Genomic DNA, 21112 nt, shown 5'->3' on the forward strand with positions numbered 1-21112 from the left:
GCAACAAAAGAATATTTTATCCAACCTGCGCACCAAAAAAATTGCCACACAAACCCGCTTACTTACGATTGATACGGTAAGTATTGTACCCGGCACCTTTCTCATTCCCGGCATTTCACCCGCTGCTTATCAGGTGGATGAACTGAATGCAAAACTCACCTGGCTGCAGCCACTGGCTATGGACTCTGTTACTATTTCCTACCGGGTGTTTCCTTACAAACTGAACGTTGTTGCCCAGCGTCTGAATTACCAGGAAGTGATGAACAATTTTGTAACCAAACCCATCACGTTTGATAACGGTGCGGCCGGTAAAAATTTATTCGACTTTGGGAATGTAAACTATAACGGAAGTTTCGGTCGGGGCATCAGCTTTGGTAATAACCAGGATGCGGTGGTGAATGGTGTATTAAACATGCAGATCAATGGTATGATTGGTGACAGCATGATGCTGAGCGCTGCACTAACTGATAATAACATTCCCATACAAGCAGAAGGAAATACCCAACAGTTGAATGAATTTGACCAGGTTTGGATTCAACTCAAAAAGAAAGGCTGGCAATTAAACCTGGGTGATATTGACATCCGTCGCAACCAGGCATACTTCCTTAACTTTTTCAAAAGACTGCAGGGCGCTGCCTTTCAAACAGAGAATAAAGTATTTAAAGCAGGTACTAATAAAGCCATCATAAGCGGTGCCATCGCCAAAGGAAAATTCAACCGTTATATTTTCCAGGGACAGGAAGGTAACCAGGGGCCTTATCGTTTGCAAGGTCCCAACGGTGAATTATTCTTTATTGTACTGGCGGGAACAGAACGTGTATTTATTGACGGAGAACTGATGCAGCGTGGCGAAGACCAGGACTATGTAATCAACTACAATACAGCAGAGATAACGTTCACCCCCAGGCGAATGATCAACAAAGACCGACGTATCCAGGTGGAGTTTGAATATAACGACCGTAACTTCTTAAACTCACAGTTTATTTTTGGTGATGATCTTGCCGTGAATAAAAACCTCAGCTTTCATATCAATGGTTTTTCCAATGCTGATTCCAAGAACTCATCGCTTACACAACAGTTAGATCCTGCACAGAAACAATTCCTGGCCGATGCGGGTGATGTGCCCAATGGCGCCTTCTTTCCCTCCGTTGTAAGAGATACATTTTCTACCCGGCAAATTCTTTACAGAAAAGTGGATACGGTTGTGAATACTGTTTTGTATCCCGGTGTGCTGGTATATACTTCCTTCCCGCTAAATGAAATGTACAACGCTGTTTTTACAGAAGTAGGGCAGGGCAATGGTGATTATGTGCAGGTAGCTGCCGGGGCTAACGGCAGAACCTTTCAATGGGTGGCGCCGGTGAACGGAGTAAAACAGGGACGCTTTGAGCCGGTGGTTCGCTTGATTGCGCCACGTACACAACAGATGGCCACATTCGGCACCACTTATAAATTCAACAGTAAGCTTTCTGTAAACAGCGAAGTAGCGCTGTCAAGATTTGATGTAAATACACTTTCAACAAAAGATAAAGACAATGATTTAGGTTGGGCCGGCAGAATTCAACTGCAGTACACTGATCAGTTTTCAAAACAGAAAAATGCCCTGCAGTACAAACTCAATGCAGACTATGAATATGTGCAGGAACGTTTCCGTGCACTGGAACGTTTACGGCCGGTGGAATTTACAAGGGAATGGGGCTTACCTATTTTTCTACAACAGGAAGAAGAACGACTAACCAATGCAGGATTTGAATTATTCCGCAGCCGTGATAACCGTATGAGCTACACCTTGCAACGGTATGAACGTGGTACTAATTTCAAAGGGGTGCGTCATGTACTGGAGCATTATGTACAACAAAAAGGATGGGTGTGGAATACAAGAGTTAATTACTCTTCTATTGACAGTAATACAAACAGTGGCTTTTTCCTGCGGCCATTGGTGGAATTAAAAAAGAAACTCAGCTTTTTGAAACAGGCAGAGTTAGGAGGCAGTTATTACCTGGAGCATAACGAAAACCGTAAAAAAGCAAACGACTCATTAGCGCTCAGCAGTTTTAGCTGGGATACATGGACTTTGTTTTTACGCTCACCTGAAAACAGTAATAAATGGGGCTTGAACTTTTTTACAAGAAGAGATCAGTTGCCTATTGCCAAAGACTTTCAGCAGGTGGACCGCAGTTTTAACTACAATGCGTATGTAGAACTGATGAGCAGTGAAAAACACCAGTTCCGGTTAAATGCTACACTACGGGAACTGAAAGTGTATAATAACAGTTTAACCAATTTAAAACCGGAACGCACTTTACTCAGCCGTGCAGAATATTTCATCAATGAATGGAAAGGATTTGTTACCGGTAATCTTTTATATGAAATAGGAAGCGGCCAGGAACAGCGGCGTGACTTCTCTTATTTTGAAGTACCTGCCGGGCAGGGTGAATATACCTGGAATGATTATAACAGTGATGGTATTCCACAGTTGAATGAATTTGAAATTGCACAGTTCCGTGACCAGGCCCGGTACATAAGAGTGTTTACACCTACACTGGATTTTATAAGAGCCAATTACAACCAGTTTAACTACAGTTTAAACCTCAATCCCAAAGCCATCATCAACAGTAATAAAGCAAACAGGTTTCAGAAATTTGCAGCAAGACTTTCCTCACAAAGCAGTATGCAGGTGTTTAAGAAAGAAATTTCTGATAAAGATGTTACACTGGATCCTTTTTCCAAACCAAAAGCAGACACCAGTTTGATTTCCTTATCCTCCGTTATTTCCAATACACTTTTTTACAACCGCACCAGCAGTGTATGGGGGTTTGAAGTAACACATCTCCGCAATGTAAACCGCTCCATTCTTACTTATGGCCTGGAAACAAGAACCTTACGGGAACTTACCTATCGGCTCCGTTTAAATCTCAATAAAAGGTTTGCTACTTCACTTAATGTACGGTTTATAAAGAATCAACTGGAAACACCCAGCTTTGGCAACCGTAACTTTCATTTAAACCAGTTAACCGGCGAACCCACCGTAAGCTATCAGCAGGGCACCAAATACCGGTTTTCATTCAGTTATAAATATGAGAACAAAGACAACCTGGAAGGAGCAAAAGAACGTGCTGCGGTGCACTCACTCATTATGGATGCCCGTTACAATGTACTCAGCAGCAGTACCATTAACGGAAGATTCCAGTTCAGCAATATTGATTTTACCGGGCAAACCAATACCACTGTTGCGTTTATTATGCTGGATGCATTATTACCCGGTAAAAACTTTTTATGGAATTTTGATTTTACCAAACGCCTGGCCAACAATATGGAAATTAATTTTCAATATGAAGGCCGCAAGCCCGGCACCGGCAGAACGATTCATACAGGAAGGGCAGGAGTGAGGGCTTTGTTTTGATGAAAGTTTTGTGCTGTTCTAGACTTAATTTCCAAGCAACGTCTCTCGATGCCATTTGTTTAATTACTGTACAAAGCCGAGGAGGACGTTGCGATCAAGTTACAAAACCAACTCAGGAACGCAACATCCCCGTTAAATTATGTGCATATTAGCTGCTGATTAATTTGGGATACGTCGCTGGGAGGCAATGTCTACAAACTCCTTTGCGAAATATTTTTTCATAAGTGAGAATCCGATTAAATATTCAGGTGAATATATCTTGCTGTCTATTGTGAAAGGCTTAGCATTTTTCAATTCCACCTCTGTCGCATGATAGTCTTTTATAAACTTCTGCTTTTGATGTTCAGGAACAATAAAGTAAAAATTGTCAACCTTGAAGAAGTAATAACTTTTTGTTGTATTTACAGATGTCAGTAAGAGTTTATTTCCGTCTTTTAGTTGCCAGAATCCACTGTCAATTTGAGAGCGACTAACACAATCAAACCCTGTTTTGAGGAATGTGCCACTGCAGTTAAGAGCTAATCTATATCCTGTAAAACCATTTGAAGTAATGTATATTCCTGCTACCTCAAATCCTTTCATACTATCAATAAAAAACAGCTTAGTATAATGAGATTTTGTCGCTGAAGTGATGTCAGTCGAAAGTGTTTTTTGTCCCCATAAAAGTGTTGAACAAAATAAAATAGATATGGAAAATACTTGCCGCATTAGGGTATGTCAATTTATTGGCAAATAACATTTTGATTAACGCAATACTCCGCTTAAAATTTCATTTATTTCCAACTCCACCAATCCTATTCCTCCTCTCGCTCCACATCATTCACATCTTCCGGAATTTTTACCAGCACTTTATCAATGCGGTGGCCATCCATATCAATGATTTCAAATGTAAAGCCTTTCCATTCAAAATGTTCTCCTGCATGCGGAATACGTTCTAATTCATGCAAGATAAAACCGGCCATGGTATCAAACTCCTGTTCACCTTCGTTCATCCATTCTGTTTTTTCAAACCTGGCGAGGAAATTATAAAATTGAATCTGGGCATCTACAAGGTAGGTACCATCTTCCCGCTGTACAATTTCGTATTCATCAATATGCGGTTCAGGAATATCGCCTACAATGGCTTCCAGGATATCATTGAGCGTAATCATGCCCTGCACACTTCCGTATTCATCTACAATAAAAGCGCTGTGTATTTTCTTTTCTTTAAACTTTTCAAGCAACTGGTAAGCGCTGTTATTTTCCGGTACAAACAAAGCAGGTTTCATTAAATCTTTAAACAGCATAAAATCATCGGCTACATAAAGGTCTTTAATGGATACGATTCCTTTTATGGCATCGAGGTCGCCTTCACAAATAGGATAGATAGAATGCGGCTCGGTAATGATTTTTTCTTTGATGCTGTTTTCATTATCATTTAAATCAAACCAGATGATATCGTTCCGGTGTGTCATGAGCGATGTAATGTTCCGGTCGCCCAAATGAAACACCCGTTCAATAATTTCCTGCTCCGCTTCTTCAATGGTGCCCTGCTCGGTTCCTTCACTGATGATGGCTTTGATTTCTTCTTCCGTTACCTGGTTATCAGTAGCGGCTTTAATATTAAATACCGTAAATAGTACTTTAGGAATAATATTGAGCAACCACACAAAGGGATGCGTAAGCCATGCAAAAGCCTTCATAGGAACTGCTACAATGGTGGCCACCCGCTCTGCATTCATCAAACCCAAACGTTTAGGAATGAGTTCACCCAGCACAATGGAGAGAAAAGTAACGATCACAACAATTACACCGGTAGCAAGAGATTCTGCATACGGTTTCAATACTCCCACCTGTTCAAATACAGGTTGCAGGTAGTTCCCGAATTTTTCCCCTGAATACACACCCGTTAAAATAGCGATGAGCGTAATGCCTATCTGCGCAGCAGAAAGAAAAATCTCCGGATTTTCAGCTAACTGTAATGCAATTTTCGCATTCTTATTGCCTTTATTGGCCCATGCCTCCAGCCGGCTTTTACGGGCAGAAACAAGGGAAATTTCAGCAATTACAAACAAACCGTTGAGTACGATCAGTAAGAATAATATAAATATCTCTGTCATGATTGGTAGTGCAAATCTACAAAGCTTTGCTTAAGCGGGGTTTGTTACCCATTTTAACCCGCCAAATTGTTTGATGTATTGAGAAGAAGAAAACCATCCCAGTAAAATACCCAGCAGGGCGCCACCTGTAACATCCAATGGAAAATGGGCACCCACATATACCTGTGCGTAACAAACGGCAAAGGCCCATACAAATACCAGCCGGATCCACGGCTTTGCAAAATGCTTCATGGTTTGAAATAAAAACATGGCCATACCAAAATGATTGGTGGCATGCGTGGAAACAAATCCATAACCGGTAGAGCAGGGTACCAGCATACGTGCAGACTGTGCTGTAAACGGGTCAATGCACGGACGGGGCCTTTCAAAGAACTGTTTTACCAATTGCTGGCTGATGAGATCCGTTAATGCAAATGTTGCCAGGAAAAAAAGAATCCACCACCATGTTTTTTGTTTGAAATTGATGCTTACAAAAACGAGTAAAAAAAAGTAAAGAGGTACCCAGGTGTATTGATTGCGGATAAAAGGCATCAATGCATCCAGCCAGTTGGTATGGCCGGCCTGGTTTACCAGTTGAAATAAATAACGGTCAAAACGGAGTATAGGTTCTATCATCCTTCTCAAATATAATTGCCGTTCCTGTATTTATACCATTCAGCGGTAAAAAGTTTTTAATTTAGCGGCCTTGCTTAGGAAAATATGGGAAAACAATTACGCTTAACGCCTGTAGCCCGCTGGGTTCTACAGTTATTTGTTATACTGCTGGCCGCTTTTACGTTGCTGCGTATCATCACCTTTCTTGTATTTAAACCGGCGCAGCTTGAATGGGCAGAAGCTATTCCTTCTTTTTTACTGGGAGCACGCTATGATATCCGCTGGATATGTATTGCACTGGCGCCGCTGCTTTTAATCGGCAGTATTCCTTCTTTATCGCCTTTTACTTCCGCCAAAGCAAAAAAGATCTGGCTCATTTACCTGGTAAGCATCACCTCGTTGATCCTGCTTTTTTTTGGAGCTGATTTCGGGCATTTTGATTATGTAGAAACAAGACTCAATGCCAGCGCTCTTAATTTTATTGAAGACTTTGCCATATCCATGAAAATGCTCTGGCAGTCTTATCCGCTGTTCTGGATTTTTACAGCGCTCTCCATTATCGTTTATTCCATTTACCGCCTGTACACCTGGACACATCGAAAACTGGACGGGATCCGGGAAGACGCTGTTTATTTTAAACCTTTACGAACCATCTGGTTAACCGCTTTTATTTTTATCGGTATCTGTGGTAACAATCCCGCCAAACCTTTAAAGTGGAGCGATGCTTTTCAACTGGGTGATAATTTTAAAGCCTACCTGGCTTTAAATCCGTTACAGAATTTTTTTACAACGCTCAAGTTCCGTGAACCTTTTGCAGATGATGGAAGAGCACGTGAGCACAGCTCCCGCATCAAACAAATGCTGGGTATGAATACCGTAACGGCTGACCTGGATTTTAAAAGAAAAGTTACTTATCCGCAGCCTGCAAAACCAATGAATGTAGTGCTGGTTGTTTGTGAATCTTTCAGCATGTACAAAAGCAGCATGAGCGGCAACCCGTTAAACACCACTCCTTATTTTCAGCAGTTGAGTAATGAAGGGTTATTTTTCAACCACTGCTTTTCTCCGCATTTTGGCACCGCAAGAGGAGTGTTTACGCTGCTCACCGGAATTCCTGATGTGCAACTGAGCAAATTTTCAACCCGTAATGAAAGGGCGCTCAATCAACATACTATCATTAACGATTTTACCAAGCACAGTAAGTTTTATTTTATTGGCGGCAACAGTGAGTTCAACAACTTTAAAGGTTTGCTGGTGAAAAATATTGACGGGCTGAACCTGTTTGAAGAAGGCATGTACAAAAGCAAGCCTTTTAATGTGTGGGGCATCAGTGATAAAGATTTGTTTGATGAAGCGCAGGAAGTATTAAGCAAAGAACAACAGCCCTTTTTTGCAATTATTCAAACGGCTGATAACCACCGGCCCTTTGTAGTTCCTGAAGAAGACAAGCCTTTTGTTGACAACAGAAAATTTACTGAAGAAGAATTGAAGCGGAATGGGTTTGCATCCCAGGATGAGTTTACTGCCTTTGCTTATACAGATTATTGTTTGCGTAAATTTATGGAGCAGGCAAAACAACAATCCTGGTTTGAAAATACGCTCTTTGTTTTTGTAGGTGATCATGGTGTAAAAGGTGATGCAGGAAATTTGTATCCATCTGCATGGACGAATGAACGTTTAACAGATGAACATATTCCTTTGCTTTTTTATGCACCTGCCATTATTAAACCCGAATTAAGAAGCGAAGCAGTAAGCCAGGCAGATGTGCTGCCTACCATTGCCGGACTTTTGCAGCAGCCGCACAGCAATACTACCTTGGGCAGGGATTTATTACGCAAACAATCAGATGATTTTTCATTTATCATTCACCATGATGAAGCAAAAATCGGAATTGTAAATAACGAGTTTTATTACATCCTCAATACCAATCTGCAGAAAGATACTTTGGTGCCGGTTCGTTTCAACAGTCCGGTACTTTCAACAGAAGAGTATGAACGCCTGAAGCAGAAAATGTCTGCTGAAACAATTGCTTTTTATGAAACAGCACGCTGGATGCTGCTGAATAATCAGAAACAGAAGGTTGCTGCTGGTCGGCACGGCCCTTAGGCCGTCAGACCAAAAAAGAGTAGATTTAGCTGATGGACTTTTTGAGCAATCATACTTATCACATTTATAACCAGGGAAACAGACGGCAGGAAATTTTCTATAAAAAAAATGATTACCTCCGCTTTCTTACGCTTACAAGAAAATATATTCTTCCCTATTGTAATATTCTTTCCTACTGCCTGATGCCGAATCATTTTCATTTTTTGATTCATACTACTGAAGACAGTATTTCACCTAAAAAAATTGGCAATATCATGAGTACTCAGCTTTCAAATGGTTTCAGAATGCTGCAAAGCTCTTATGCACAGGTAATAAATACAGAGCTGGGTGAATATGGTTCGCTCTTTAAACAAAAGGCCAAGGCAAAACTGATTGATGAAACTTCAGACCATTTGTTTCATGCATTTACTTATGTGCATCAAAATCCATTAGTGGCAGGTTTAGTAACATTAATCGAAGAATGGGAGTATTCTTCTTACCCCGATTTTGCAGGGCTTCGCAATGGTACATTGTGTAATATTGAGTTAGCCATGCAGCTTCTGGGATTGACCAGGGAAGAATTATTTGTTGAAGTACAGAAGCCATTGTCTGAAAAAATCATTCAATCATTCTACTAAAATAAAATTGGTCTGACGGCCTAAGGGCCGTACCGACCAATTTTATTTAATCTTCTTCGCTTCAATAATCAAACGGGGAGAATTCTTTACATCATAACCCGCAAACTGATAATCACCATATACGTTTTGCACCTGCAGACCATGAAAAGCAAACATATCATTAAAATCACCCAATGAAAATTTGGCTACTTTTTCTGTAAATACCAATGGTTCTTCCAAATGGTGTTCATCTTCTACCACAATTTTTTTGTAGAAATGAGTTTCGTCCAGCCAGCGGGTGATATCAAAGTTGATCCCTTCTTTTTCAATTTCACTTTTATATATTAAATGTGTTTCCACATAATGAGCGTTGAGATAATCAATTACAAAAGTTCCACCTGTTTTTAAAGATTGTGCAATGGTGCGGATGCCATTATCATGCTCACGTCTGGTGCGGAAATAACCAAAGCTGGTAAAGAAATTGAACGCATAATCATAATAGTTCATGCGAAAGGGCAAACGCATATCATGTACAAAAAACTCCAGGTGATCATTTTGATGCTCCAATGCGTCTTCAATACTTTCCGGACTTATGTCAATACCTGTAACAAAAAAACCTTTTGAGGCCAGTTGGATGCTATGACGACCACGTCCACAGGCCACATCCAGCATTCTGGAGTTTGCAGCCGGGTTAAGCTTGTGAACCAGCGCATCAATAAAATCTGCTGCTTCACGCTCATCACGTTTAAAATAAAGAAGATGGTAATAAGGTGAGTTAAACCAGTTTCTGTACCAGGAGTTTTGTTGAGCGGGGGCTGCTTCCATAATCTAAAAGTATAAAAGAGAGTTGATGACAGGTGCAAATTTATACACCTATATTTTACTGATGGGTTTTGAACATAGCGACAAGTTCTTCTGTTTCCACTACTCCGTTTTTACGCCATACTTCTGTTCCGTTCTTTAAAAAAAGCAGGGTAGGAATTCCTTCCACCTGTAATTGCTTCATCAGGTTGGTATGAATGCCGCCATCAATTTTCAATAAGCTTACCTGCGGATGTGCAGCTATAAAAGATTGAATAAAGGGTTCCATCTTACGGCAGGGCGGGCACCATTCTGCACCAAAATCAACCAGTACATAGGACTTTCCCGCAAGTTGCTGCTTGTATGCTTCAAGCGTAAGTTGTTGTACATCGGCTGTTCCTTCTACAGGTTTGCCTTTGCGTTTCCAGGTACTGAAACCACCTTCCAGCTCCACCACATTATTAAAGCCGTTACTCCTTAACCAGGATGCAGCCGCATTGCTGCGGGGGCCGGATAAACAATAAACATAAACAGGTCTGTTTTTATCCAATGCTGCAGTTCTTGCAGTAAACTCAGACTGCTCATTCCAGTTCGCCTGCAAAGCACCTTTCAAATGTCCATTTCTGTATTCACCGGCTGTGCGTACATCCAGCAGCTGAACATTTTTATCAGCCAGCGCTGCTTCAAATGCATCAGCATTTATTACACTGCCTTTTTGAGCCTGAGAATCACAACTGAACATCAAAGCCATCAATCCAATCCATAACAACCGCATAGCAAGATTTTTTGCAAAGTTAGGAACAGGAGCTTTAAACTTTATGATGAAAGGTATAGAAATACGCAGGCTTAACTTTTTTCTTGCTTAAATTCGGCACTTTAAAAACCAATTGTATGAACCGTTTGCTTTTTGCTGTATTTCTTTTGTGCAGTTCACTGAGCCATGCACAAACACTTTCTTACTATTTACCCAATAGTGTTACTTACAATCAAAACATTCCCACGCCCAAACAAATTGTGGGGCATGAACCGGGTGAGTGGCATATTACACACGACCGTTTAGTATTGTACATGAAAACGATTGATGCGGTGAGCGACCGTGTGAGTTCTGTAGTTACCGGTACTACGCATGAAGGGCGTCAGCAAATGGCTTTATTCATTACATCTCCGGCTAATCATGCCCGCCTGGAAGAAATAAGAAAACAACATTTACAATTATCTGATGCGGGGCAAAGTGCCGCACTCAACACGGAGCAAATGCCACTGGTGGTGTGGATCGGTTGCAGCATCCATGGCAATGAACCCAGCGGTGCTAATATGAGTTTAGTACTGGCTTATTATTTAGCTGCAGCACAAGGTTCGCAGATAGATGAACTGCTCAACAATACCGTTATTATTCTGGACCCTTCTTTTAATCCTGATGGATTGAACCGTTTTGCCAATTGGGTAAACACCAATAAAAGTGCAGTAACCATCACTGATAACAACAACAGGGAATTGAATGAACCATGGCCCGGCGGCAGAACCAATCATTATCTTTTTGATTTAAACCGTGACTGGCTGCCGGCACAACAACCGGAAAGTCAGAACCGCTTGAAAATATTTCATGACTGGAGACCTAACATCTTAACAGATCATCATGAAATGGGCAGTAACGCTACGTTCTTTTTTCAACCCGGTGTGCCAAGCCGTGTCAATCCCAATACACCCAAAAAGAACCAGCAGCTTACCGGTGAAATTGCTAAATATCATGCTAAGTTTTTAGACAGTATCGGTTCTATGTATTTTACCAAGGAAGGTTATGATGATTTTTATTATGGTAAAGGAAGTACGTTTCCTGATATACATGGCAGTGTAGGTATTTTGTTTGAACAGGCCAGCAGCCGTGGGCACGCACAGCAAACAGAAAACGGTGTGCTTACTTTTCCATTCACCATCCGCAACCAGTTTACAACAGCACTGTCTACTTTAGAAGCAGGAAGAAACCTGCGTAAAGATTTATTAAACTATCAGCGTGAATTTTATACCAACGTAAAAACAGAAGCTGCTGCTTTTCCTGTAAAAGCATATGTTTTTGGTGATGCTTATGACCAGAGCCGGAATGCATTATTTGTAGAAATGATGAAACGTCATCGTATTGAAGTGTATGAAAACAAACAAAGCATTGATGCAGATGGTAAAACTTTTGCCGCCGGGAGTAGTTGGATTGTACCCACCAATCAAAGTCAGTTTAAACTGGTGAAAACAATCTTTGAAAAAACGCTCAGCTATGAAGACAGTTTGTTTTATGATATCACCAGCTGGACTTTTCCTTTAGCAATGGGTATTCCATCAGCTGAGTTAAAAACAATGCCACAGTTAGGCACTGCAGTAGAAGAAGTAAAGAAGCCAGCCGGTAAAATAATTGGTACCAGCAATTATGCTTTTGCTTTTGAGTGGGATGATTTTTATGCACCTAAAGTTTTGTATGCATTACAGTCAAGAGGTGTAATTACAAAAGTTGCCACACAGCTATTTGAATCAGCCACCGCTAACGGTAATAAAATATTCACTTATGGCACCATTGTGATTCCTGTAAAGATTCAAAGCAGGAATGCAGAGGAACTGGTAAGATTGATTGACAATGCCATTGCAGGCACCGGTGTACAGGTGTATGGCCTCAGCAGCGGTTTAAGTGTAAGCGGTATTGATTTGGGCAGCGGCAGCCTGGTAAATGTTCGCACGCCCCGAATTTTGTTGCTCGGCGGTAATGGTACCAGCAGTAACGATGCAGGTGAAATCTGGCACATGCTGGATCAGCGCATGAGGATTCCTGCTACTATTATGGAAGTGGACCGTTTTTCATCAGCCAATATAAATGGTTACAATGTGATCATCATGCCCGAAGGTGGATATAACAACATGGAAAAGTCTGCACAGGAAAAACTCCGTGGATGGGTGGCTGCAGGCGGAACAGTTTTGGCCTTTGAAGGTGCAGGAAAGTTTTTAGCCGCTTCAGGAATTACTAAGACGATTTATAAATCTGATGACGCAAAGTATGACAGCACGGCTGTATATCCTTACTTCCTGCGCTCAGACGAAGTGAGAGCAAGAGAAATGCCGGGCTCCATCTTTGAAGCAAAGATTGATAATACACATCCTTTGTGTTATGGTTACCGTGGTAAAACCATGAGCATCTTTAAAGCAAACACCTTGTTTATGGATCAGAATAACAATCCATACGATTCGCCTGTGCTGCTTACTGATAATCCTTTGCAGAGTGGTTATCTCTTCAGAGAGTATAAAGAAAAAGTAAAAGGAGCTGCGGTTGCTAATATTGAAAATATCGGTCGTGGTAAAGTAATTACCTACAGCGACAATATGAATTTCCGTGCATTTTGGTTTGGAACCAGCAAGCTATTTTTGAACGGCGTATTTTTTTGATAGGGCAGAAGGTGTATGGTTGAAGATAGAGGGCTGAATACAAATCTCCTTTTGCCTCAACTATACACCTTATCCCTTACACCTTAATAACATGATCAATACCATCATACATTTTATACACGCAATCATCGACTGGTTTTATCCGCCATTCAAAAAACTCATGCCCATACAAACATTCCGTTATGCGGCCTGTGGCGGAGGAAACACGGTGCTGGACATCAGTTTGTTTTTTGTGAGCTATAACTACATTCTGAAAAAGCAAATGGTGGAAACGCCTTTTGTAACATTGAGTCCGCACATCGCTGCCTTTCTCATGGCTTTTGCTGTTACATTTCCGATCGGTTATTTTCTGAGCAGGTATATTGTGTTTGACGGAGCTGCTGTACGCAAACGGGAACAACTTCCTAAATACATGGCCGTTGTTGTTGGTGCCATCATACTCAATTACTTTTTCCTGAAAATTTTTGTAGAGGGTTTTGGCATCTATCCAACACCGGCTAAAATACTCACCACCATTTTTGTAGTAGCCTTCAGCTATCTTTCACAAAAGTATTTTACGTTTAAAGTAAAATAAATCAGATGCTGGCAATAACGTAGTACAGCATAAAAAAGCAAACCACCAGTTTTAAAAAGCTGCCCAGCAAGAAGCCCACAAAAGAACCAAAGGCAGCCCGCATGGCTTTGGTTGAATTATTCTGGGCAATCATTTCGCCGATGAAAGCACCCAGCAACGGCCCGATGATAACACCCCAGGGCCCCAGCCAGAAAGCTGCAATAAAACCCAGCGTACAACCCCAAACGCCATACTTGGTACCACCGAATTTTTTAGTACCCCAGATAGGAATCAGGTAATCCAGCAAGAGGGAAACGACAACAATCGCAAACCAGAAAATAAGAAAGTGTGTGGTAAAAGGTTTTTCTATCCGCAACTGTTGTAAGAGCAAACCGATATAAGCTATGGGTGGTCCGGGTAATAAAGGCAACACACTGCCGGCAATTGCTACCACACAAAGTACAATACCAAGAATTATCCAGAACCATTCCATCTTCAAATGTAAAAAACATTGAGAATAACAACTGCACACTCTTACCCCCGGCATTTTTGATTTCCCTTACTTTTGCCTGAACGATTTGCTTAAAACAACTATATGAGTATTGATAGAAAAATTTTAACGCTGGATGAGTTTACCATTCAGCAGTTGAGGGCTTTTCCGCAGGCAACCGGTGAACTCAGCAGCCTGTTGAGAGACCTGGGACTTGCGGCCAAACGTGTTAATGTTGAAGTAAACAAGGCCGGTCTTGTAGATATATTGGGTGATGCAGGCACAACGAATGTTCAGGGTGAAGATGTAAAGAAACTGGATGTTTTTGCCAATAACCAGTTTATGAAAGTGTTGCAGCATGGCATCAGTTGCGCCGGTATTGCCAGTGAAGAACTGGATGATATTGTAGTGTTTGATGATGAAATAAGTAAGAATGCCAAATATGTGGTGATGTTTGATCCGCTGGATGGCAGCGGTAATATTGATGTGAACATTTCCATCGGAACCATTTTTGGTGTTTACAGGAGGGTAAGTGAACGAGGAACGCTTTGCTCCAAAGAAGATTTTTTACAACAGGGGAGAAACCAGGTAGCTGCCGGTTACATAGTGTACGGAAGCAGTACGATGATGGTATATGCTACCAAAAGAGGAGTAAACGGTTTTACATTGGATCCCAGCATTGGTGAGTTTTGCCTGAGTCATCCTGATATCAAATGCCCTGATTTCGGAAATATTTACAGTGTTAATCATGGTAATTTTTTCCGTTATGAAAAAGGAGTGCAGGATTATATCACTGCCTGTCAAAAGAAAAACAAAACAAATGGAGGACCCTATACACAACGTTACATTGGCAGCATGGTGGCAGATGTACACAGGAGTTTAATCAAAGGAGGCATCTTCATGTATCCCGGTACCACGGATAAACCGAAAGGCAAATTACGTTTGATGTATGAATGTAATCCTTTTGCTTATTTAGTAGAGATGGCGGGAGGCAAAGCTACCAACGGCAAAATTCCGATACTGGATGTACAACCCACAGAACTGCACCAGCGTGAGCCTTTGTTTATCGGCAGTAAAGGAATGATGGAAGAACTGGAAACCTATCATAAACTTTGATAGAAATTGTAAACTATAAAAGTGAATGGAAAGAAGCGTTCAAACAGCTCAACCTTTCCTGGCTCACAAAATACAATTTGTGTGAAGAGGCTGATTTGTTGGTGTTGAATAACCCTGAGCAAACAATATTGGAAAAGGGTGGTACTATCTTCCTAGCCTTGTCAGGTATTGAAGTGGTGGGTACAGCCGCAATGATTCCTGAGCATGAAGGTATTTATGAATTGGCAAAAATGAGTGTGGCTGAGAATTGGCAGGGCAGGGGAATCAGCAAACTGCTTCTTGAAAAATGTTTGGAATGGGCAAAAGAAAAATCAGCAGTGAAAATTGAGTTGTTCAGCAATTCACAATTAATAAATGCATTGGCGTTGTATAAGAAGTATGGATTTGCAGATGTGGAAGTAAAAGATTCACCGTTTGTAACGGCTGATATTAAAATGGAACTGGTGTTATGACAAAAAATATCATTGAAGTTAAAAATCTTGTAAAGCATTACGGCAGTTTTGAAGCAGTAAAAGGCATCAGCTTTGAAGTGAAAGAAGGTGAGATCTTTGGATTGCTGGGACCAAACGGAGCCGGTAAAAGTACCACACTTGAAATTATTGAAACGCTCCGCACAAAAACAGGCGGAGAAGTTTTAGTAGATGGTATGAGTATCGACAAAGATGCTGCTGAAATCAAAAAAATTATCGGTGTGCAGTTACAAACCAGTGGTTATTACCCGGGTTTGAACTTAACTGAACTCATTCATCTTTTTGCAGGCCTGTACAACCGTAGTGTGAACGCCTTGGATTTACTCAAGATGGTGAACCTGGAAGAGAAAGCTAAAGCCAGGTACAAAGAATTAAGCGGCGGACAGAAACAACGTTTTTCAGTTGCCACCACCTTAATCAATGAACCCAGAATCGTGTTTCTGGATGAGCCTACCACCGGTCTTGATCCACAGGCAAGGAGAAATTTATGGGAACTGGTTCGCAGCATTCAAAAAAGAGGCGCTACTGTTATCATTACCACACATTACATGGATGAAGCAGAATATCTTTGCGACCGTGTAGCAATTATTGACAGTGGTAAAATTGTTGCACTTGATTCGCCCGGCAATCTCATAGACCAGTTGCTGGATACAGGTTTTGAGCGTCCCAAACAAATGAAACAAGCCAATCTCGAAGATGTATTTATATCTTTAACCGGTCATGCACTGCGTGACGACTAAATTTTAATTTATATACAAATGCAAAAATTAATGATGTTCCTGGCAGTAATCTTTCTCACTGCCAACGTGAAAAGCCAAACAAAAAAGCCTGCCCCTAAACCTGTTTCAAAACCTGTAGCTGCAAAACCTGCTGTTCCAAAGCCTTTGCTGAAAAACGGAGTGGACAGTTTAAGTTATGCCATCGGCATCAATATAGGGATGAATATGAAGATGCAGGGAGTTGAGAATATCAGCTATATCACTCTCAATAAAGGTATTGCAGATGCAATCAAGGGCAACCAGCCATTAATGGATGAAAATACATGCAATATGACCATACAGCAAAAATTACAGGAGTACATGAGTAAAAAATCAGGTGCCGTTAAAGAAGAAGGCCGCAAGTTTCTTGAAAAAAACAAAACACAACCCGGAGTTGTAGTTCTCCCGAGCGGTATTCAATATAAAATTATTACACAGGGCTCCGGACCTAAACCAACACTGGAGGATACGATTAAAGTACATTACAAAGGCACCACTATTGACGGAAACATATTTGATGATTCTTACAGCCGTGGCGAACCGATTGAATTTCCTTTAGGCGGATTAATTGAAGGCTGGAAACAAACTCTGGTACTCATGCCCACCGGCAGTAAATGGCAATTGTTTATTCCCAGCGATTATGCTTATGGCGACAGAGGTGCGGGAGGAAGTATTCCCGGCGGTGCTACTTTGATTTTTGAATTGGAGTTACTGGAAGTAAAACCGGCAAAGAAATAATTTTTTTACGGTTCATAGTTGATGGTTCATAGCTTATTGATGAATGTCTGTTTTTGCTGAACAATTGACATGAACTATTAACCATCAATTATGAACTCAACAGATCTTCGTTATCCCATCGGTCAATACGAGCCGCAACCGTTCAGCGAATCCTTGCTGGCAGAACGTTTGGCAGATATTCAGTTCCTGCCCGGTCTTTTAGAAAAAGCAATAGAAAATTTAGATGCGCATCAGCTCAACACTCCTTACCGTGAAGGTGGATGGACGGTGAAGCAGGTGGTTCATCATGTGGCAGACAGTCATATGAATGCGCTCAGCCGGCTCAAGTTTACATTAACTGAAGACAACCCCACCATCATGGGTTATGATGAAGGAGCATGGGCACAAACGGCGGAGTATGAACAATTGCCCATTAATGTTTCTTTAACCATGATTCATACCATTCATGCAAAACTTTATTGCCTTTTTTCAAATGTAAAAGGAGCAGGATGGGAGCGTACCTATATTCATTCGCACAGTAAAAAGCAGTTCAATTTATGGTACCTGCTGGGTATGTATGCATGGCATGGTAAACATCATGCAGCACATATCAGTAGTTTGAGAGAACGTATGGGCTGGTAAAAACAGTTATTGGCTTATAGTTCTTATTATGAAGATGAAACCTGTTACGGAACTATAACCCATAAACAACAAACAAGAAACATACATGAACTGGAAAACCCTCACTTCTACTTATCTTTTTAAAGACGATTGGTTAACGGTACGTGCCGATAAATGTGAAAAGCCGGACGGTAAAATCATTGATCCTTATTATGTGTACGAATTTCCTGATTGGGTAACGGCTGTGGCGGTAACCTCTGATGATGAAATCATACTTGTTCGTCAATACCGGCAGGCCTTAGGCGAAACGCTGATTGAAATTCCCGGTGGATGCGTAGACCCAAGTGATGAAAACCTGCAGGCGGCGGCTGCCCGTGAACTGCTGGAAGAAACAGGTTATGCTTTTGAAAGCTATACCTACCTTGGAAAAACTTCAGCCAATCCATCCACCAATAATAATCTCATGCACATGTTCCTGGCTACCGGTGGCCAAAAAATAAAAGAACAAATGCTGGACGAAGGAGAAGATATTGAAGTGCTCCTGGTGAGCAGGGAAGAAGTTAAACAACTGATCCGGGAAAATAAGTTTATGCAGAGCATGCATGTAACAGCACTTTTATATGCACTCGAAAAATTAGGGGAGCTCAGCTATTAATCAATTCCTCCCGGCACATGCTCCCGCTTCTTTTTTGCAATAGCCAGTTCATACAAAAACGAGACTTGTAAAAAATTTCTGCCCGTTTCATCATTCAGGTTATAATCAAACTGGTTCAGAAACCCTGTTTGTACAGCAAGATCTTCGCTCAATTCATAACCGCATCCAATAAAAAAACGGTTCCGTTCAAAATAAGGTGCCCGGTTGGTAAGAAAAATTTCATTCCACACCGCCGTATAAAACGTTCCTTTTTCCAGTTTGCTTTTATTAACAGGTATGATGGATTGAAAACGGTAACGGAACCGGTTACGGAACCCATTGATCGTCCATCTTTGTTCTGCACGGTAACGGTGTTCAAACTTTACACGTTGCAGATTCTGGCTCATATTCAGTTGCAGCCAGCTGCGGAACTCATCATTCACCATCGGTGTTTTAAAATTGCCGCCTTCCGCATAGGTATCATAATTTCCAGCACCGCCCTGTACTGAAAAATTCTTATTAATGGTAAAAGCCGCACCACCTTTAAACTCGTAATAATGAAACCGTTTATAAAACCCGAGGGAACGTATTTGTGCTTCACCAAACAAACTCCACCGTTCGTTGAGGTTTGTTTTAATGTTTACAATATTCCAGGATCCTAATTGTGCCTGTGCTGTAACAGAAATAAAAAGAAGACAAAAACCTGCAAGTATTCTCATTTCCAAAGAAACAAAAAAGCCTGAATCATGTTCAGGCTTTGAATGCTATGAAGATGTTAAACAGTCATTTTATAATTCACGGTCGCTATTAAAATTCTGCAACTCATTGGCCACCGCTGTTAAGAAAGTAGCACCTAAACTACCATCTACAATACGATGGTCATAACTCATGCTCAGGTACATCATATGGCGGATGGCAATACTGTCGCCATGCGGAGTTTCAATTACTACAGGTCTTTTCTTAATAGCGCCTACAGCCAAAATTGCTACCTGTGGTTGATTGATGATGGGCGTGCCCATTAAGCTGCCGAAAGTTCCCACATTGGTTAAAGTAAAAGTGCCGCCGGTAGTATCATCAGCTTTGAGTTTACCATTACGGGCTGCATCTGCCAGGTTATTTACCTGTTTGGTTAAACCAACAAGGTTCAATTGATCGGCATTTTTTATTACAGGTACAATAAGGTTACCGCTGGGCAATGCAGTAGCCATGCCGATGTTGATATCTTTTTTTACAATAATCTTATCTCCATCAACTGAAGAATTAATCAACGGATATTTTTTGATGCAACGTACAATGGCTTCAATAAACAAAGGAGTAAATGTTATTTTAGTGCCTTCCCGTTTTTCAAATTCTTTTTTCATTTTATCACGCCATTGCACCAGGTTTGTTACATCTGCTTCCGTAAAACTGGTTACATGCGGACTGGTTGCTTTGCTGCGCACCATATGATCAGCAATCAGTTTACGCATCCGGTCCATTTCAATAATCTCCACATTACCGCTGTAAACAGTGGGAGCCATAGATGGAGCATGAGCGGGGGTAGGTTGTTCCACTTTCTGCATCGGAATCACCATTACTTCTTCGCTTGCAGCTTGTGGCTTGATGCCCGGAGCTGTTTTTCTTGAACCCACATATTGTAAAATATCCTTTTTGGTAACACGACCTTCATTACCTGTACCGGGAATGGTTTCTAACTCACTCATGCTGATGCCTTCCTGTGCGGCTATATTCAACACAAGCGGAGAATAAAAACGAATACCGTTTGAAGATGCAGGCACTTTAGCACCGGCAGGTTGGTAAGGAATTTCTTCAGTTGGCGTTTCCACTTCTTTTGCAGGGGTGTACACAGGCTGGGGTGCGGGTGCCGTAGTTGCTGCTGCGCCGGTTTGTATCCGTGCTATCACAGCACCAATCGGCACCACATCATTTTCATTGAACAAAATCTCAGCAAGTGTGCCGGCGCTGGTACTGGGCACTTCACTATCCACTTTATCTGTTGCAATATCTAATACGGTTTCATCCATCTGCACGGTGTCGCCCGGTTTTTTATGCCAGCGCAAAATGGTTGCTTCCATAATACTTTCACCAAGCTTGGGCATTACTAAATCAACTAAAGCCATAATAAGAGTTTGATTTTTTGGTTTGACCGGCGATAATGCAAATGGCATCGTCCCTTGCGTCGCACACTTCAGGGTTTAGTACTCAATGCAACAGGAGATGGCAGCAAATCGCTAATCGGCGTCAAAGGTAAAGATTTGGGGCTAATATGAACACTATGGGAAATGTTTGTAAATGTCTTTCCGGTGAGCAAATGCAGCAAAGGTTACAGTATTATTCTCAATTTTTAAACCAATCCTGTAATCACCCAAACGGATTCTGTAAAAGTTTTTGTAACCTGTGAGCTTTTTAAGATTCTTTATACGTGTACTGTTTTCAGCAGCTTCAATTTCCTCAATAACAGACAGGAGTTCTTCTTTGAGTCTTTTATCCTTGATTTTTCCAAGGTTTCGGGTAAATTCATTTTTAAAGATGGTTATCATCCTTTCAAAGCTTTCATTACCTTTTCCCTTGATGAGTTTCCGGATTTCAATCCTTTTTTAATGGCCTGAGCCATAAAAAAATCCTCCATATCTTCAAGAGTAACCTTTTTATGTTTAAGCTTTAATTGCTTGCTAAGCTCTACAAAAAGCCGGGTCGTTTCTTTTGATTTTGTCTCTATAATCAGAGTTTCCAT

At 41.2% G+C, this 21112-nt stretch carries 21 protein-coding genes; 11 read left to right on the forward strand and 10 right to left on the reverse strand.

The genetic code is table 11. The features are described from left to right. The first annotated feature begins 133 nt into the window (after nt 1-133). A complete protein-coding gene (locus PDL71_RS12080) occupies nt 134-3403 on the forward strand; it encodes a hypothetical protein (protein WP_407521336.1) in 3270 nt (1089 codons plus the stop codon). Nucleotides 3404-3562: 159 nt separating this feature from the next. Here PDL71_RS12080 and PDL71_RS12085 read toward each other — a convergent pair whose 3' ends face one another. The 3 genes from PDL71_RS12085 to PDL71_RS12095 form a co-directional block, all read right to left on the reverse strand. Then, the gene (locus PDL71_RS12085) at nt 3563-4111 is read right to left on the reverse strand and encodes a hypothetical protein (protein WP_407521338.1); all 549 of its coding nucleotides are present in this window, start codon (nt 4109-4111) and stop codon (nt 3563-3565) included. An 86-nt stretch (nt 4112-4197) separates the two neighbouring features. After that, nucleotides 4198-5502 carry a hemolysin family protein gene (locus PDL71_RS12090; RefSeq protein WP_407521339.1) on the reverse strand — a complete coding sequence of 435 codons (1305 nt, stop codon included), beginning with the start codon at nt 5500-5502 and terminating at the stop codon, nt 4198-4200. Nucleotides 5503-5532: 30 nt separating this feature from the next. Next, a complete protein-coding gene (locus tag PDL71_RS12095) occupies nt 5533-6117 on the reverse strand; it encodes a phosphatase PAP2 family protein (protein ID WP_407521341.1) in 585 nt (194 codons plus the stop codon). An 84-nt stretch (nt 6118-6201) separates the two neighbouring features. On the opposite strand from PDL71_RS12095, the gene PDL71_RS12100 reads away from it, so the two are divergent. Together PDL71_RS12100 and PDL71_RS12105 are read left to right on the forward strand one after the other, a co-directional pair. Next, nucleotides 6202-8202 (forward strand): LTA synthase family protein, encoded by a 2001-nt coding sequence (locus PDL71_RS12100; protein WP_407521343.1) that lies wholly within the window; start codon nt 6202-6204, stop codon nt 8200-8202. A 32-nt stretch (nt 8203-8234) separates the two neighbouring features. Continuing rightward, nucleotides 8235-8819, forward strand: coding sequence for a transposase (locus PDL71_RS12105; protein ID WP_407521345.1), 585 nt, complete (start codon nt 8235-8237; stop codon nt 8817-8819). Between the two features lie 42 nt (nt 8820-8861). On the opposite strand, the gene PDL71_RS12110 is transcribed toward PDL71_RS12105, so the two are convergent. Both PDL71_RS12110 and PDL71_RS12115 read right to left on the reverse strand, forming a co-directional pair. Further along, entirely contained in the window at nt 8862-9623 is a 762-nt protein-coding gene (locus PDL71_RS12110) for a class I SAM-dependent methyltransferase (protein WP_407521347.1), read from the reverse strand. Nucleotides 9624-9678: 55 nt separating this feature from the next. Beyond that, complete coding sequence (locus PDL71_RS12115) at nt 9679-10374, reverse strand: rhodanese-like domain-containing protein (protein WP_407521349.1); 696 nt, start codon at nt 10372-10374, stop codon at nt 9679-9681. 116 nt (nt 10375-10490) lie between these two features. Between PDL71_RS12115 and PDL71_RS12120 the strand changes: the two genes are divergently transcribed. Together PDL71_RS12120 and PDL71_RS12125 are read left to right on the forward strand one after the other, a co-directional pair. Beyond that, a complete protein-coding gene (locus PDL71_RS12120; protein WP_407521351.1) occupies nt 10491-13019 on the forward strand; it encodes a M14 family metallopeptidase in 2529 nt (842 codons plus the stop codon). Between the two features lie 91 nt (nt 13020-13110). Next, nucleotides 13111-13593: a GtrA family protein gene (locus tag PDL71_RS12125; protein ID WP_407521353.1), complete on the forward strand. Its 483-nt coding sequence runs from the start codon at nt 13111-13113 to the stop codon at nt 13591-13593. Between the two features lies 1 nt (nt 13594). On the opposite strand, the gene PDL71_RS12130 is transcribed toward PDL71_RS12125, so the two are convergent. Next, the gene (locus PDL71_RS12130) at nt 13595-14065 is read right to left on the reverse strand and encodes a DUF456 domain-containing protein (RefSeq protein ID WP_407521355.1); all 471 of its coding nucleotides are present in this window, start codon (nt 14063-14065) and stop codon (nt 13595-13597) included. Nucleotides 14066-14167: 102 nt separating this feature from the next. Between PDL71_RS12130 and fbp the strand changes: the two genes are divergently transcribed. From fbp to PDL71_RS12160, 6 genes are all read left to right on the forward strand, one after another. Further along, nucleotides 14168-15178, forward strand: a complete 1011-nt coding sequence (gene fbp, locus PDL71_RS12135; RefSeq protein WP_407521356.1) for a class 1 fructose-bisphosphatase — start codon at nt 14168-14170, stop codon at nt 15176-15178. After that, on the forward strand, nt 15175-15630 hold the full coding sequence (locus PDL71_RS12140) for a GNAT family N-acetyltransferase (RefSeq protein WP_407521358.1): 456 nt from the start codon (nt 15175-15177) through the stop codon (nt 15628-15630). The genes fbp and PDL71_RS12140 overlap by 4 nt, the downstream gene beginning before the upstream one ends. Beyond that, entirely contained in the window at nt 15627-16388 is a 762-nt protein-coding gene (locus PDL71_RS12145; RefSeq protein ID WP_407521360.1) for an ABC transporter ATP-binding protein, read from the forward strand. The genes PDL71_RS12140 and PDL71_RS12145 overlap by 4 nt, the downstream gene beginning before the upstream one ends. An 18-nt stretch (nt 16389-16406) precedes the next feature. Beyond that, entirely contained in the window at nt 16407-17144 is a 738-nt protein-coding gene (locus tag PDL71_RS12150; RefSeq protein WP_407521362.1) for an FKBP-type peptidyl-prolyl cis-trans isomerase, read from the forward strand. Nucleotides 17145-17234: 90 nt separating this feature from the next. After that, on the forward strand, nt 17235-17765 hold the full coding sequence (locus PDL71_RS12155) for a YfiT family bacillithiol transferase (RefSeq protein ID WP_407521364.1): 531 nt from the start codon (nt 17235-17237) through the stop codon (nt 17763-17765). Between the two features lie 85 nt (nt 17766-17850). After that, a complete protein-coding gene (locus PDL71_RS12160; RefSeq protein ID WP_407521366.1) occupies nt 17851-18399 on the forward strand; it encodes an NUDIX hydrolase in 549 nt (182 codons plus the stop codon). Here PDL71_RS12160 and PDL71_RS12165 read toward each other — a convergent pair. The 4 genes from PDL71_RS12165 to PDL71_RS12180 form a co-directional block, all read right to left on the reverse strand. Continuing rightward, entirely contained in the window at nt 18396-19097 is a 702-nt protein-coding gene (locus PDL71_RS12165) for a DUF2490 domain-containing protein (protein WP_407521368.1), read from the reverse strand. The two genes, PDL71_RS12160 and PDL71_RS12165, sit on opposite strands and share 4 nt — an antisense overlap. A gap of 69 nt (nt 19098-19166) precedes the next feature. Next, the gene (locus PDL71_RS12170; protein ID WP_407521370.1) at nt 19167-20498 is read right to left on the reverse strand and encodes a dihydrolipoamide acetyltransferase family protein; all 1332 of its coding nucleotides are present in this window, start codon (nt 20496-20498) and stop codon (nt 19167-19169) included. A 153-nt stretch (nt 20499-20651) separates the two neighbouring features. Then, nucleotides 20652-20918, reverse strand: coding sequence for a type II toxin-antitoxin system RelE family toxin (locus PDL71_RS12175; RefSeq protein ID WP_407521372.1), 267 nt, complete (start codon nt 20916-20918; stop codon nt 20652-20654). Beyond that, the gene (locus PDL71_RS12180; protein ID WP_407521374.1) at nt 20915-21112 is read right to left on the reverse strand and encodes a hypothetical protein; all 198 of its coding nucleotides are present in this window, start codon (nt 21110-21112) and stop codon (nt 20915-20917) included. The genes PDL71_RS12175 and PDL71_RS12180 overlap by 4 nt, the downstream gene beginning before the upstream one ends.

This window comes from Lacibacter sp. MH-610 (genome assembly GCF_045780045.1).
Lineage (GTDB): Bacteria > Bacteroidota > Bacteroidia > Chitinophagales > Chitinophagaceae > Lacibacter.